Source organism: Streptomyces griseiscabiei (genome assembly GCF_020010925.1).
Lineage (GTDB): Bacteria > Actinomycetota > Actinomycetes > Streptomycetales > Streptomycetaceae > Streptomyces > Streptomyces griseiscabiei.
On sequence record NZ_JAGJBZ010000002.1, the window covers coordinates 2,441,500 to 2,455,699 of the forward strand.

The 14,200-nt window shown below is 69.1% G+C and carries 13 protein-coding genes and 2 pseudogenes; 3 read left to right on the forward strand and 12 right to left on the reverse strand.

Annotation, left to right across the window (positions count from 1 at the left end; translation table 11 throughout):
- The first annotated feature begins 81 nt into the window (after window positions 1-81).
- The gene (locus J8M51_RS27930) at window positions 82-978 is read left to right on the forward strand and encodes a helix-turn-helix transcriptional regulator (protein WP_086754819.1); all 897 of its coding nucleotides are present in this window, start codon (window positions 82-84) and stop codon (window positions 976-978) included.
- 30 nt (window positions 979-1,008) lie between these two features.
- A complete protein-coding gene (locus tag J8M51_RS27935; RefSeq protein WP_086754818.1) occupies window positions 1,009-2,028 on the forward strand; it encodes an aldo/keto reductase in 1,020 nt (339 codons plus the stop codon).
- Window positions 2,029-2,158: 130 nt separating this feature from the next.
- Here the strand turns inward: J8M51_RS27935 and J8M51_RS27940 are convergent, their stop codons facing one another.
- From J8M51_RS27940 to J8M51_RS27985, 10 genes and pseudogenes are all read right to left on the reverse strand, one after another.
- Window positions 2,159-2,560 (reverse strand): transposase, encoded by a 402-nt coding sequence (locus tag J8M51_RS27940; protein ID WP_086754817.1) that lies wholly within the window; start codon window positions 2,558-2,560, stop codon window positions 2,159-2,161.
- Between the two features lie 56 nt (window positions 2,561-2,616).
- Window positions 2,617-3,504 (reverse strand): helix-turn-helix transcriptional regulator, encoded by an 888-nt coding sequence (locus tag J8M51_RS27945; protein ID WP_086754816.1) that lies wholly within the window; start codon window positions 3,502-3,504, stop codon window positions 2,617-2,619.
- Between the two features lie 222 nt (window positions 3,505-3,726).
- Window positions 3,727-4,677, reverse strand: coding sequence for an EamA family transporter (locus tag J8M51_RS27950; protein ID WP_086754815.1), 951 nt, complete (start codon window positions 4,675-4,677; stop codon window positions 3,727-3,729).
- A gap of 53 nt (window positions 4,678-4,730) precedes the next feature.
- A pseudogene (locus J8M51_RS27955) lies at window positions 4,731-4,838 on the reverse strand (GNAT family N-acetyltransferase); the annotation flags it as partial.
- 399 nt (window positions 4,839-5,237) lie between these two features.
- Window positions 5,238-6,200, reverse strand: a complete 963-nt coding sequence (locus tag J8M51_RS27960) for a sugar phosphate isomerase/epimerase family protein (RefSeq protein WP_086754822.1) — start codon at window positions 6,198-6,200, stop codon at window positions 5,238-5,240.
- Window positions 6,201-6,250: 50 nt separating this feature from the next.
- Window positions 6,251-7,417 (reverse strand): Gfo/Idh/MocA family protein, encoded by a 1,167-nt coding sequence (locus tag J8M51_RS27965; protein WP_256964216.1) that lies wholly within the window; start codon window positions 7,415-7,417, stop codon window positions 6,251-6,253.
- Window positions 7,414-8,325, reverse strand: a complete 912-nt coding sequence (locus J8M51_RS27970; protein WP_086754814.1) for a sugar phosphate isomerase/epimerase family protein — start codon at window positions 8,323-8,325, stop codon at window positions 7,414-7,416. The genes J8M51_RS27965 and J8M51_RS27970 overlap by 4 nt, the downstream gene beginning before the upstream one ends.
- 22 nt (window positions 8,326-8,347) lie before the next feature.
- Complete coding sequence (locus tag J8M51_RS27975; protein WP_086754813.1) at window positions 8,348-9,265, reverse strand: TolB family protein; 918 nt, start codon at window positions 9,263-9,265, stop codon at window positions 8,348-8,350.
- The gene (locus J8M51_RS27980; RefSeq protein WP_086754812.1) at window positions 9,262-9,732 is read right to left on the reverse strand and encodes a heme-degrading domain-containing protein; all 471 of its coding nucleotides are present in this window, start codon (window positions 9,730-9,732) and stop codon (window positions 9,262-9,264) included. Before J8M51_RS27980 ends, J8M51_RS27975 begins: the two co-directional genes overlap by 4 nt.
- A gap of 25 nt (window positions 9,733-9,757) precedes the next feature.
- On the reverse strand, window positions 9,758-10,795 hold the full coding sequence (locus tag J8M51_RS27985) for a Gfo/Idh/MocA family protein (protein ID WP_086754811.1): 1,038 nt from the start codon (window positions 10,793-10,795) through the stop codon (window positions 9,758-9,760).
- 139 nt (window positions 10,796-10,934) lie between these two features.
- Between J8M51_RS27985 and J8M51_RS27990 the strand changes: the two genes are divergently transcribed.
- Entirely contained in the window at window positions 10,935-12,197 is a 1,263-nt protein-coding gene (locus J8M51_RS27990; RefSeq protein ID WP_086754810.1) for an MFS transporter, read from the forward strand.
- Between the two features lie 42 nt (window positions 12,198-12,239).
- Here the strand turns inward: J8M51_RS27990 and J8M51_RS27995 are convergent, their stop codons facing one another.
- A complete protein-coding gene (locus J8M51_RS27995; RefSeq protein WP_086754809.1) occupies window positions 12,240-13,292 on the reverse strand; it encodes a LacI family DNA-binding transcriptional regulator in 1,053 nt (350 codons plus the stop codon).
- A gap of 568 nt (window positions 13,293-13,860) precedes the next feature.
- Window positions 13,861-14,094 (reverse strand): annotated as a pseudogene (locus J8M51_RS28000) (IS5/IS1182 family transposase); the annotation flags it as partial.
- Window positions 14,095-14,200: the final 106 nt, after the last annotated feature.

The following is a 14,200-nucleotide window of genomic DNA, read 5'->3' on the forward strand; positions in this document are numbered from 1 at the left end:
GCACGACTGTCATAGGTCGGGGCCGGACCGTCCCGCCGGGATGTGATCACCGACGGCTGAGCGATTTCAGGGAACTGGACGATGGCAGACAGAGACAAGATGAGAGTGGCCGCCGAGGTCAGCGAGTTCCTGAGCACCCGGCGCGCTCGGATCACGCCAGAACAGGCCGGACTGCCGGTCTACGGCGGCAACCGGCGTGTCGCGGGCCTGCGCCGGGAGGAGGTCGCGCTGCTCGCGGGAATGAGCGTGGACTACTACGTCCGCCTGGAGCGCGGGAACCTCGCGGGTGCCTCGGACTCGGTACTGGAATCCCTCGCGCGCGCACTGCAGTTGGACGAGGCCGAGCGCACCCACCTGTACGACCTGGCCCGCGCGGCGACACCGTCGGGTCGGCGCCCTACGGTGACGGCGTCCCGGGTCCGGCCCACGATCTTGCGCCTGCTCGACTCGATGGCCGATGTACCGGCGTACGTGCGCAACGCGCGCTTCGACATCCTGGCCGCGAACACTCTTGGGCGAGCGCTGTACGCACCTCTCTTCGAGTCCCCGCTGTTCGCCCAGCGCGGCCCGGTCAACAGCGCCCGCTTCATGTTCCTGGACCCCGCGAGCAAGGACTTCTGGGTCGACTGGGACAACGGCGCTGACGACGCGGTCGCCTTCCTGCGCAACGAGACGGGCCACGCATCCCACGACAAGGCGCTGACCGACCTGATCGGGGAGCTGACGACCAGGAGCGACGGTTTCGCCCGACGGTGGGCCCGCCACGACGTGAAGTTCCACCGCTCCGGGGTGAAGAACTTGCACCACCCGCTGGTCGGCGATCTCGCCCTGCCCTACGAGGCGATGGAGTTGTCGGCCGATCCCGGACTTCGCCTCAACTTCTACACTCCCGAACCGGACTCCCCGGCAAAGGAGGCCCTGGGTCTCCTCGCCAGCTGGGCAAGTACCGGGACCATCGTCCCGACCGCGAACGACTGACCACCGAGCACACCCGAGGAGAATCCCTTCATGCAGTACCGACCGCTCGGCCGTACCGGCGTCCAGCTCAGCCCGCTCTGCCTGGGCTCGATGATGTTCGGCCCTTGGGGCAACGAGGACGAGGCCGACTCGATCCGCATCATCCACCACGCCCTGGACGCGGGCATCAACTTCGTCGACACCGCCGACGTGTACTCCGCCGGAGTCTCGGAGGAGATCGTCGGCAAAGCCCTGAAAGGCCGCCGCGAGGAGGTGTTCCTGGCGACAAAGTTCTTCATGCCGATGGACCAGAACGACCCCAACCAGCGAGGCGGTTCACGGCGCTGGATCATCCGCGAGGTCGAGAACTCCCTGCGCCGGCTCGACACCGACCACATCGACCTCTACCAGGTCCACCGCCCCAGCCCCGACACGGACGTCGCCGAGACCCTCGGCGCCCTCTCCGACCTTGTGCACCAGGGCAAGATCCGCTACATCGGCTCATCCTCCTACGCCGGCTCCCAGATCGTCGAGGCCCAGTGGACCTCGCGGGAACGCCACCTGGAGCGGTTCGTGACCGAGCAGCCGCCGTACTCGATCCTGGTCCGTGGCATCGAGGAGGACATCCTGCCCACCGTGCGCCGCCACGGCATGGGCACCCTCACCTACAGCCCGCTCGCCGGCGGCTGGCTGTCCGGCCGCTACCGCAAGGACTCCGCCGAGGGGCCCGCCTCCGCGGCCCGCCCCCAGGCCCGCTTCGACATGAACGCCCCGGCCAACCTGCGCAAGCTCGACGCCGTCGAACAGCTCTCGCTCCTGGCGGAGAAAGCGGGTCTCACCCTGATCGAGCTGGCCGTCGCCTTCGTCATCAACCACCCCGGTGTCACCTCGGCGATCATCGGACCGCGCACCATGGACCAGCTGGAGGCGTTTCTGCCAGCCGCCGATGTCACGCTGTCGTCCGACGTACTCGACTCCATCGACGAGATCGTCGCGCCCGGCGTCACCGTCAACCCGGTCGACAACAGCTACGGCGACTTCGAACTGCTTGCTGACCAGCGACGCCGCTGACAGGTCCCGGGCCAGCCGGTCACGCCGGCCAGCCGCACCGACTTCACGCGAACACGGGAGCCCGTTCTGGCGTCCTGACGCACCCCCCCGGCGCGGCTGCACGGACATGGGGTGCCGCGTCCGTCGCAGATCAGGTGGTGTTTGCTGCCCGTTTTCCGCCGGTCGACCGGCGACGGCCCGGTGTCGGGCCCACTTTTTTCGCGCGGATGTAGGAGCCGTCCACGCACGCTCTCGACCAGTCGAGCTCGCCGACGGCGTTCAGTTCGGCGAGCAGGATGCGGTGCAACTGGTCGAAGACACCGGCCTGCTGCCACCGCTCCAGCCTGCGCCAGCAGGTCCGCCCGGAGCCGAACCCCAGCTCCAGGGGCAGGAGTTGCCAGGCTACGTCGTTGTAGAGGACGTACAACGTCCCTCGGCAACGTCGACGATCCGGCCTGCCCTGGCCCGCCGCCTGGACGGCGCAGCCGTCCGGGGCGGAACGGCGTTTCCCAGAGGGCTCGCGAAACAGCGGCACCCGGTGACGCCGAAGCATCGGCGGTATCCACACATGAGCCCCGGAACCGCTGCGGCGCAGTCGTCTTGCGATGGTCAGTTGGCTGGTTTGTGTGCCTGTTCGGGGGTGAGAGGCGTGGCGGTGGGGGTGTCGGTCCAGCTGGCGAGGATGCCGATGGCTTCGGCAGAGGGAGAGGCGGGTTCGGGGGTGTAGATGATGAGGGTCTGGTCTGCGTCGCCTTCCACGGCGAGGACGACGTAGTCAAGGGTGAGGTCGCCGACGAGGGGGTGGTGGAGGCGTTTGCTGCCGGTGGTGTGGGCGAGGACGTCGTGGTCGGCCCACAGACGGCGGAAGGTGTCGCTGTGCAGGGACAGCTCGCCGATCAACTCGGTGAGCTGCGGGTCGTCGGGATGGCGTCCGGCGTACAGGCGCAGCGTGGCCACACAGTCCCCGGCGACGCGTTCCCAGTCGGTGTACAGCGCGGGGGCCGCCTCGTCGAGGAAGACGAAGCGTGCGGCGTTGCGCTCGCGGTGGGGACGGGCCTGGAAATCCGCGATAAGAGCGTAACCGAGTCGGTTCGCCGCCAGGATGTCCATGCGCCGCCCCTGCACCATGGCGGGGACGGCGAGCGCGTCCAGCGCCCGGTACACGGCCGGGCACACGCGCTGCGGCGCCAGTGGCCGCCGGCTCCGTGCGCGGGCCGCGGTGGGGTGGGCGAGATCGAAGAGGTGGGCGCGTTCGGTGTCATCCAGCTGCAGGGCTCGGGCCACGGCATCCAGGACGGTCTGGGAGACGCCCTGGGTGCGGCCCCGCTCCAGACGGACGTAGTAGTCGACGCTCACCCCGGCAAGCTGGGCGACCTCCTCGCGCCGTAGCCCCGGCACCCGGCGGACGCCCGGATGCGGGGCGAGACCGGCCTGCTCAGGGGTGACCCGGGCCCGGCGGGTACGCAGGAACTCACGGATCTCGGTGCTGCGGTCCATGCGTCCACCGTACGGCGGACGTCTGCCCCTCTCACTGCTCAAAGGGGGTACTGCCAGACCCCCGGAAGCGCAGGCCCCTATGCGGGCGCCCGTGCGAGGTCTGTGGGTGGTTCTCTGGATGGCGAACCCACTGCATCGCACTGTCCCGCCCCGGGCAGGGCGTTCGCCGGGCCCGAGGTCCACAGGGTGTCCTGGCTCCTGGTGGCCCGGCATGCGTACGCGTTACCGCTCCCGGCCGGTACCGCGCGGCCCGGAGCGGCGGGACGGGTTCGCCGACGGACGTACCGCTCCCGCGCCGGCGATCACGACAAGGGCGACGGCCACCACTTCCGCGATCCCCAGATTCTGGCCCAGGACCAGGTACCCGGCGAGGGCGGCGACTGCTGGCGCCAGGCTCATCAGCACCGCGAACGCTGTCGGCGGAAGTCGGCGCAGGGACAGCAGCTCCAGGCTGTAGGGCAGCACGGAGGACAGCAGGGCGACCGTCGCCCCCAACGCCAGCGTCACCGGTTGCAGCAGGGCACCGCCCGTCTCCGCGACGCCCAGAGGCAGGATGAGCAGGGCGCCCACCGTCATGGCCAAGGCCAGTCCGTCGACCCGGGGGAACAGGCTGCCCGCGCGGGCGGACAGCAGGATGTACGCCGCCCACGACGCAGCCGCGCCCAGAGCGAACGCGACACCCGCGGGGTTCAGGTCGTCGAGTCCGCCCCGGCCCAGCAGCGCCACACCCGCCAGCGCCAGTCCGGCCCACAGCCACCTGCTCGCCCGGCGGCCGGCGACCACCGACAGGACCAGGGGGCCCAGCACCTCCAGGGTGACCGCGGTTCCCAGCGGGATCCGTGCGATCGCCTGGTAGATCAGGACGTTCATGCCGGCCAGCGCCGCCCCGAAGCCGACGATGACCGCCCAGCCCTCGCGCCCGTGACCGTGCACGGCCGGCCGGCACACGGCCAGCAGAACCAGGGCCGAGATGCCCAGCCGCAGCGACACTACGCCCAGGACGCCTGCCCGCGGAAAGAGCAGTGCCGCCACGGCCGCCCCGAACTGCAGGGAGAACATGCCACAGACGACGAGGCCGACCCCGGTCAGCCGATCCCTCGCCTGCCCCCCAAGGGGCCCGGCGGCCGCGGAGGCGACGGGCGGCGGCGCTGAGCGTGCGGGGGTGTCGGCCATGACATTCGATCCGTTCAGTGGTGGGTGGCAGGGGCCGTGAGCAAAACCTGCGGATCGAGATCGAGGGCGTGCTTGCTCTCCACAGGCGTGATGGACCGCATCTGCTGAACGTGCTCGTCGAGGAAACCGGCGACCTCTGAGCCGGGCAGGCCGCCCACCATGGTCTTCACTTGCTCGCCCTTCTTCGGGACTCCCGGTGCCACGGGTGCTGTGCCACGACGTCCTCAGGCTGCTTGAGGGTGGGGCTGCTCCGCGGGGCGTTCGACGGGGTCCTGAAGCAGCTCGCGCAGTCGGCCCCCGGTCGAACGCGGCCTCGTCTCGGCCGAGTCGATCCCAAGCCTGACTGCGACCGCGCTTATCGCGGCGCCCTCCGTCGGGTGGTTCGGGCGGATCTCCTCGGCCACGCGCACCACGACTGTGCGAGCCGGCCGCGACGGCCAAGCCAGGCAATGCTTTCTGGGGAGAGCGGAGGTGAGCCGGCGGGTCCGACGATCTCGACCGCTGCAGTCCGGGATCCGTGGCAACCCGCAGCCAGTGGGCCTCCCTGTGGCACCTGCCTCCTATTGGTTGCTGAAGGCGGTGTCGAAGGACGCCGTGGGGAGCTTCCACAGCAAGGAGCGGATGTAGCGCACGGCCTCGGCCGCGCCGTGCAGGCGGTCCATGCCGGCGTCTTCCCACTCGATGGAGATGGGGCCGGCGTAGCCGATCGACGCGAGCGCCCGGAAGGCGTCCTCCCAGGGGATGTCGCCGTGTCCGGTCGAGACGAAGTCCCAGCCGCGGCGCGGGTCGCCCCAGGGTAGATGGGAGCCGAGGACGCCCTGGCGGCCGCTGGCTTTGCGGATGCGGGTGTCTTTGCAGTCCACGTGGTAGATGCGGTCGGAGAAGTCGGTGATGAACGACACCACGTCGATGCCCTGCCAGGCCATGTGCGAGGGGTCCCAGTTGAACCCGAAGGCCGCGCGGCGGTCGATGGCTTCGAGGGTGCGCACGCTGGTCCAGTAGTCGTAAGCGATCTCGCTGGGGTGCACCTCGTGGGCGAAGCGCACGCCCTCGGCGTCGAAGACGTCGAGGATGGGGTTCCACCGGTTCGCGAAGTCCTCGTAACCGCGGTCGATGACCTCGCCGGGCACGGGCGGGAACATGGCGACGTACGGCCAGATCGACGATCCGGTGAAGCCGACGACGACATCGACGCCGAGCTTGCGGGCCACGCGGGCGGCCCGCTTCATGTCCTCGGCGGCGCGCTGCCGTACACCCTCGGCGTCGCCGTCGCCCCATACGCGGTCGCGCAGGATCGCCTGGTGGCGGAAGTCGATGGGGTCGTCGCACACGGCCTGGCCGGTCAGGTGGTTGGAGATGGCCCACACCTTGAGCCCGTGGCGATCGAGGATGTCGAGCCGGGAGCGCACGTACGCGTCGTCCTCGTCGGCGCGGGCGAGATCCAGGTGGTCACCGCTGGCAGCGATCTCCAGGCCGTCGTAGCCCCAGTCGGCGGCGCGGCGCGCCAGTTCCTCGAAGGGCATGTCGGCCCACTGGCCGGTGAAGAGGGTGACCGGGTGACGGGACTGTTCTGTCACGACTTCTCCGTTTCGGCGGTGAGCGCTGCGTCAGCGGCACCGATCTCGGTCCAGTCGCCGCTGGCGGCGCTGTGCAAAAGTGCGTCGATGATCTCAAGGGATCGCAGACCGTCGTCGACCGTGGGAAGTCCGGTGCGCTGTTCGCCCTTGACGGCGGCGTAGGTGTCGGCGCAGAACGCCGCGAACGCGTCGGGCCAGCCCTGCGGGTGGCCGGGTGGCACGCGGTTGAGTCGTCTCTGGTCTGCTGCGACCTCACCTTCGCCACGACGGACGACCGTCGCACCACGCTCGGTTCCGAACCAGACGGACTCGGGCTGCTCCTGGTCGAACACGGCCGATCCGAGCGAACCGTCGAGCTCCAGCCACAGCCGGTTCTTGCGGCCTGCGGAGACCTGCGAGATCACGGAGTTCGCGAACACTCCCCGTTCGGTGCGGAACGTCGCGACCGCGATGTCCTCGGTCTCGACGGGCACGCGCTCGCCATGTGCGCCGCCTCCGAAAGAAGGGCCCGAGGCGATGGGTCGCGTGGGATAGGCGATGGAGGTACTGGCGGTGACGGCGGTGAACAGCTCACCTGAGACGAACTCGGCCAGATCCGCCCAGTGCGATCCGATGTCCGCGAAGGCGCGCGATGCGCCGCCGGTTCGGGGGTCGACCCGCCAGGTCGACGCGTCGGGGGACACCAGCCAGTCCTGAAGGTAGGAACCGTGCACGAGCAGCAGGTCGCCCAGGTCGCCCGCCTCTCGGCGGCTGCGGATCTCCCGCACCAGGGGGTGATAGCGGTACACATACGGCACCGTCGCGACCGTTCCGGCGGCATGGACGGCTGCCGCCAGCTCGCGCGCTTCGGTCAGGCTGGTGGCGATCGGCTTCTCGACAACCATGTGGAGACCGGCCTCGACGACGGCATGCGCGTAGGCGATGTGGGTGTTGTTGGGCGTGCAGATGTGCACGACGTCCGGCCGTGCCTCCAGCAGCTCGGGCAAACTCAGGTAACCGGTCGAGACACCCCACTGCTCAGCGGCTTCCAGGGACCGCTCAGGAAGGGAGCCCAGCACGCCGATGACCGTGGCGCCTGCGTCTCGGGCCGCGCGTACATGCGCCGCCGCGATCATGCCGGTCCCGATGATTGCCACTCGGAGCGACCCGGGCCGCGCGCTCACCTGGTGCCTCCTGCCGTGGCCGTGAAGTAGGGGTGCTGCCGCAGGAATTCCAGGGACGCGGCGCTGCTCTCCGCGGGGGTGCCGATGTTCGGCACATCCACCTCGATGACGAACCAGCCGTCGAAGCCATCCGGGAGCGCGGCGAGGACGGCGTCGAAGTCGATCACGCCGCGTCCGGGCTCGGTCCACACCTTCGAGTGGCCGGTCGCCTTCATGTAGTCCTCGCGGCGCTGCTGTGCGACGTTCGCCGCCTCGGCATCGACGTCCTTCAGATGGACGTTCAGCACCCGGTCCGTGTAGTCCGCGACGAGCTTCTCGGGTACGGCGCCCGCCCATCGCAGGTGGCCGGTGTCCGGGCCGAACCACAGCGCGCTGCCGGCGGTGGAATCCAGCACCGTACGCACCTCCTGTTCAATTTCGACGGCCGAGCCGACATGGGGGTGCAGCCCGTATCGCACCCCCTCTGCGGCAGCCGCTTCGGCCGCGGCGGCGAGTCCTTCGGCCACCACCAGCGTCCGGTCCGCGTCGTGTCCCGTACCGACGGCGGGTCGTGCCATGCGCTCGGGCAGCAGGTCGGCGGCGATGAACGCGCTGTCGACGCCGAGCGCGAGCTGCGCCTGTGCGTGACGCTTGATCGCTTCGACGGCCTCGTGGTGACGCTCGCGTTCGTGGAAAGGGGCGCAGAAGTACCCGGGCGCAGCCGCGAGCGAGTGGTCGGCCAGAAGCGTGCCGTACTCGGCGGGGTTCATCTCCGGCGGCAGCTCAATGGTGAAATGCGTGAAGCCGATACCAGACAGCGCGGCCATGGCTTCGTTGAGGACAGCGCGGTCGAGCCGATATCCGCCGTCGCTCAGGATCCAGGGCAGCGGATTGATCGCCGTACGGCGCGTGAGGGGCGGGGAGGTCATGGGGTCAGGGTCCCTTTCTTGATCACTGGCCGCCGGGGGTGTTCTGCTGGTCGAAGGGGTAGTCGACGAACGCGAACGCTGACGCGTCCGGGGCCCAGCTGGGTACGTTGATCGTGCCCTGGCCGCCGTCGAGGGCGACGAGCGTGGTGGGTTTCTGCCAGGCGTCGACCGGCACGAGCCGCAGCTCGACGGGCAGGTCGGCAGGGTGGCCGGTGGTGCCGGGCGGGTAGCTGAGGTAGACGGCGACGTCGCCGGACGGGGCGATGTGCGGGAACCAGTTCACGCGCTCGTCGAAGGTGAGCTGCTCCAACTCGCTCCCGTCGGGCCTGACGCGGGCGAGCTGGGCGTGGCCCGGAAGCTGGGAGAACTGCTCGGTGTTGAAGTAGATCCAGGCTCCGTCGGGCGTCCACTCACAGCCGTCCGCCGGTCCGGGATCGGTCGTGACGGCGACATCGTCGCGTCCGTCGACGCCGATGGTGTGGATGGTGGCCGACGCCCACCAGTTGTCGCCCTCGGGTTCCAGACGTACGTATCCGAGGCGGCGTCCGTCGGGGCTGACGCCGTGCAGGAAGTGCAGCGCGCCGTCGTCGGAGGTGACCCTGCGGGCGACGCCGCCGGCGAGACGAACCTCCCAGATGTGCCAGTCGTTCGTCGAGGCGAACACCGTATCTCCGTCGGGAGACAGGACGTGGTCGTTGTTGACGTCGGGCAGCCCCTGGGCCGGCACCGCCCGGGGCGCTGCCGAACCGTCGACGGGGAGGGTCCACAGAAGTCCGTCGCCGTTGACGAGCAGGCGCCCGTCAGGTGTCCAGTTGGGTGCCTCGTACAGGCGGTCGCGCGACTCGTACACGGTGCGGACGGTCCCCGTCGTGCGGTCCCAGACACGGACGCGCGCCCGCTGACTGCTCCGCAGCCGTCGTGGGGGAATCTGCTCGCTCATACGCTGCCTCCGTGGGCCAGGTGGGCGCGGATGCCTTCGACGATGAGGTCGTGATCCTCCTGCGAGGACAGACCGGATGCGGTGACGGCCGCGACGACACCGACATCCCGGACCCGGATGGGGAACGAGCCTCCCGTTACCGCGTACTCCGCACCCAGCCATCCGATCGCGGCGGGGTCGATCCCCGCCGCGGACAGCCGGGCGTCCACCAGCGCGCTGCTGGCCTCCATGCGCAGCACGACCGCAGCTTTACGGGCGATCCACGTGTCCTGATCGGGCGTGATGCCCGGAAGGGCCGCGCGGAACAGGATCAGGCCGGGCCGCCGGATGTCGATGCCGACCGCATGGCCGGCCTTTTTCGCGGTCGCGGTGATGCGCGAACCCAGTCGCCAGGCATCAGCATGGTCGAACGACTCGAAGACCAGCTCCTTCTCCTGGCCTTCCAGCGTGGTGATGAGATCCGTCATGGAGTCCCTCCTCTGGTTGCGCAGGTCAGGACGCGGTGACCTGGGCTCGTGCCTCGTCGATGCTGGCGAGGATCGAGATGGTCTCGTCGAGTGTGTGCACGGGTGACTCGGTGCGGCCCTCGCCGACGAAGCGCGCCAGCGCCGTGACTTCCCACGAGAGCCCGTCGAACAGCTTGAGGCCCGTGGGATCGCTCCAAGTGAGTTCCGGGCCGAAGGGGTCACCTGCAGAGGAGAGAGCGAAGGAGGTCGGCGCGTAGAAAATGCTGTCGATGCTGAGCGTCGCCTCGCTGCCGGCGATCACGGCGGTCATCGGGGTGCGGGCCTGGATCGAGGTGTGGAGCGTCGACTGCGCGTTCTGTTCGTGGGTGAGTACCAGGGTCGAGTAGGCATCCACGCCCGTCTTGGTCATACCCCCGACGGCGGTCACCCGGGTAGGGGCCCCGAGCACCATCGAGGCGAACTGCACCGGGTAGATGCCCAGATCCAGCAGTGCTCCGCCACCGAGTTCGGGTCGGTACAGACGGTGCTGCGGATCCGCCGTGATCGCCTGGCCGTGATCGGCGAGAACGGTACGGACCTCCCCGAGCACGCCGTCGGCGAGGAGCTGGCGGATGACCGATGTCTGCGGCAGGTAGCGGCTCCACATCGCCTCCATCACCAGCACCCCGGCGGCGCGCGCCGCATCGGCGAGGGTCTTCGCCGCGGCGGCGCTTACGGTGAAAGGCTTCTCGATCAGCACATGCTTGCCTGCCGCGATCGCCGCCAGGCCGACCGCGAGGTGCTCGCTCTGCGGGGTCGCGACGTAGACCACGTCGACATCGGGACGGGTCACGAGCTGTTCCGTGGATCCCAGGGCGAGGCCGATGCCGTGGGTGGCGGCGAACGCCGACGCGCGGTCGGGGGAGCGGGAGGCGACCGCCACGATCTGTTGAGCGGTGTGGGCGCGCACGGCCTTCGCGAACTCTCCGGCGATCCAGCCGGGGCCGACGATGCCCCAGCGAAGCGAAGGCTCTCCTGTACCAGGCAGATAGAGGTGGGGCTCCGGCAGACAGGACGGCAGCATGTCACGCTCCTCGACGTCGCTATAGGCAAACCATTTAGCACGAGCTAAAGTCGGCCGAGCGCCAGGTTAGCACGAGCTAAATCGCCATCATCGGCGAGCGCTCCGCCGGGCGTTCGACATACGACTCAAGGAGGCGTCGATGGCGACGAGAACTCCCCCACCCCCCGTCACCAGCCCGGTCCCCGCCCGATCCGTCAGCAACTGGTACATCGCCGCGATCGGAATCGCCCAGTTCGGGATCTTCATAGCGATCCTCGCGCCCGTCATCGTGAGCATGCAGTTGAAGGCCAAGGAGCTGAATCCCGGCGATCCGGCATCCGTCGTGGCGGTGGCGCTGTCGATCGGCTCGATCGGCGCGATCGTCGGCAACCCCCTGTTCGGGGCACTCAGCGACCGGACCCGGACGCGATGGGGGCGACGACGGCCGTGGTTGCTGGGTGGCACCATGTTCCTGCTCGTCGGCCTCGCTGCGGTGGCCCTCTCGACGAACGTGCTGACGCTGACGCTGTCGTGGCTGCTGTGCCAGCTCGCGTCCAACGCGGCGTTCGCCGCGCTCATGGCCAGCTTCGCCGACAACGTGCCCGAGTCACAGCGCGGACGGGCCTCCAGTGTCCTCGGCCTCGCGCAGAACGTCGCGGTCCTGGCCGGCATCTATGCGGCCACGCTCCTCGTCGCGAACCTGCCACTGTTGTTCATCGTGCCTGGTGTGGCCGGTGTCGCCTGCGTGGTCGTCTATGTGCTGGTCACCCCCGACCGCACCCCGGAGACCCCCGTGGAGTCCTTCTCCCTGATGGCCGTCATCCGAGCGTTCTGGACCAATCCCGTGAAACACCCGGACTTCGGTCTGGCGTGGGCGTCGCGATTCATGATCGTCCTCGCGATGTTCCTGTTCACGACCTTCCGGCTCTTCTACATGCAGGACCACCTCGGGCTCGCCGAGGGTCGAGCTGTCTCAGCCGTCGCTACCGGCGTGCTCCTCTACACCATCGCCCTGATGGCGAGCGCCGCCCTGTCCGGCTGGCTGTCCGACAGACTCGCCCGCCGCAAGGTCTTCGTCGCCGGTTCGACGCTGCTCTTCGGCATCGGGCTCGTCGTGCTGGTCTACGCCGACACCGTGGCCCACTTCTACATTGCCGAGATCATCATGGGCTTGGCCTACGGCGTGTACACCGCGGTCGACAACGCACTCGTGATCGATGTGCTGCCCGATCCGGAGAAGCCGGGCAAGGACCTCGGCGTCCTGAACATCGCCAACTCGCTGCCTCAGTCCTTCGCGCCCGCGCTCGGCGCTCTCCTCCTCGGGCTGGGCGGCGGAGACAACTACCCGGCACTGCTCTGGTGCGCGGGCATCGTCGCCCTGATCGGCGCCGCCGTCATCATCCCCATCCGCGGAGTGCGCTGAGCCCTCGCGCCTACGGAACCGGGGTGGGACAGCAGGAACCCGTCACGCCCCGGTCCGCGCCGGCCCCGTCGACTCGCGCACCACGAGTGTCGTCGCCGTGGCGACGACACGTCGCGGGCTGTCGTCTCCGTCAAGCCGCTCGAGTACCGATCCCAACGTCGCCTCGACCGTGGCCTCGACGTCCTGCCGCACCGACGTCAACCGGTGATACGACAACGACGAGAGGTAGCTGTCGTCGAATCCGACGACGGAGACGTCCTCAGGAACCCGGATCCCCGACCGCGCGAACACCGCCATCACGCCCGCCGCGCACTGATCCCCGCAGCACACGACGGCCGTCGGACGCCGAGCGCGCGCGACGATCTCCCTCGCGGCCGCGGCGCCGCCCTCCTCCCAGAAGTCGCTGGACAGCACCTCGGCCTGATCGGACAACCCGAACGTGGTCATCGCGGCGCGATACGCGTCGGCACGGTCCCGCCCCACACGTCCGCCGAGCCCGCCGACGTAGACGATGTCACGGTGCCCCAGCCCGACCAGGTGCTCGATCGCGAGACCAAGCCCTTCGACCTCGTCGACGTGTACGTTGTCGACCTCCGGCGTCTGCGCCCAGTCACCCAACCAGACGACAGGAACGAGATCGCACGCCTCGGCGAGCGCGACCGATCCTGGGTCGGGGTTGAACGCGACCAGTGCTTCGACGCGCTCCTCCATCAGCTCGGCGACGACGACATCCGTAGACCTCTCGACCGTCAAGGGGCCGAGCACCAACCCGAATCCCTTCTCCGCCGCCCGAACGAAGAGTCTCTCCACGAAGCGCACCTGGAAAGGGTTACGCATCTCGAACATCATCCCGATCAAACGGGTGCGATTCTGTCGCAGCAGGCGCGCGGACGCGTTCGGCCGGTACCCGAGCTCGCCCGCGGCGGCGAGGATCCGCTCCCTCGACTCCGCGCTCGGCCCCGGCACACCTCTCATCACCAGCGAGACAAGCTGACGAGAAACACCGAGATGGTCAGCGATGTCCTGCATCGTCGGCAGCCGACCGGAGCCCTTCCCCTTCCTGGGGATCCGCGATCCCTCCACGCCGGTCGTCATGCGTGACAGTCTCGCATGTGGGGGGCGGCAGCCGCGGAGGGCAGACGGTCCTGATCCACCCGCTGAACCGCTACGAACTCACCAGCGCCGTCGGCCGGCACGGTCATGGGTGAACTCCGTGACCGGGTGGCCAAAGGTGATCGTGCGCACCGGCTGTCAGCTCTGGCCGTGGACCGGCTCGTGGGACCTGCCCAGAGGCACGAGCGGCACTCGGTCGTGGGCGCTCACCGGTCCTGGTGGCCGGAAGGCTGACCGGTTGCTTGGCTTCTTCGGTAGCGGCGCAGGCCGTGAGGATGTCCCGACGACCGTTGCGAATGAGAGCCAGGAGCCGGTCCTGGAGCGCAGGACGCGCAGGACGTTGTCAGGCAATCGGCACGCTTGCGGCAGGTCGAGTGTTTGGCGGCAGCTCGGGTCAGGTCGCAGAGGTGGGCGCATTCGGCGCCGTCGAAATGGAGCGCATGCGCGACAGCGTCGGGTTCCATGGATCTCCCGGGCAGCGAAAGCGGTTATAGCCAGCCCCCTGGACGGACGCGCCCCCTACGGGCGTCTACAGCTGGCTGGTGGGCGCCCGCTTCTGACCTACGATCTCCTTCCCTCATCGGTTCCCCGGCTGGTCAGGGGCACGTTCGCGGAGGTCTTCACGCTCTGGGCATTGATCGCGGACGCCGCAGGTTCGGGCTTGCGTCCCTCCTTCACACGGACCAGGCCGGCCAGGCCGTGGGTGAGCCAGCGATATTCCCTTGTCGCGCCAGGCCGCAGAGTAGGCGTACACGGTGCCATGACTGGGGAAGTCGTGCGGGAGGCCGGCCTTCACCGAGTGAAGGCCCGTGAACCAGAAGGCATCAGCGGAGGATTCCGTCTACCTCCTTTTCGGCCGGCGACTACCCAAGATCACTATCGTGAGTTCT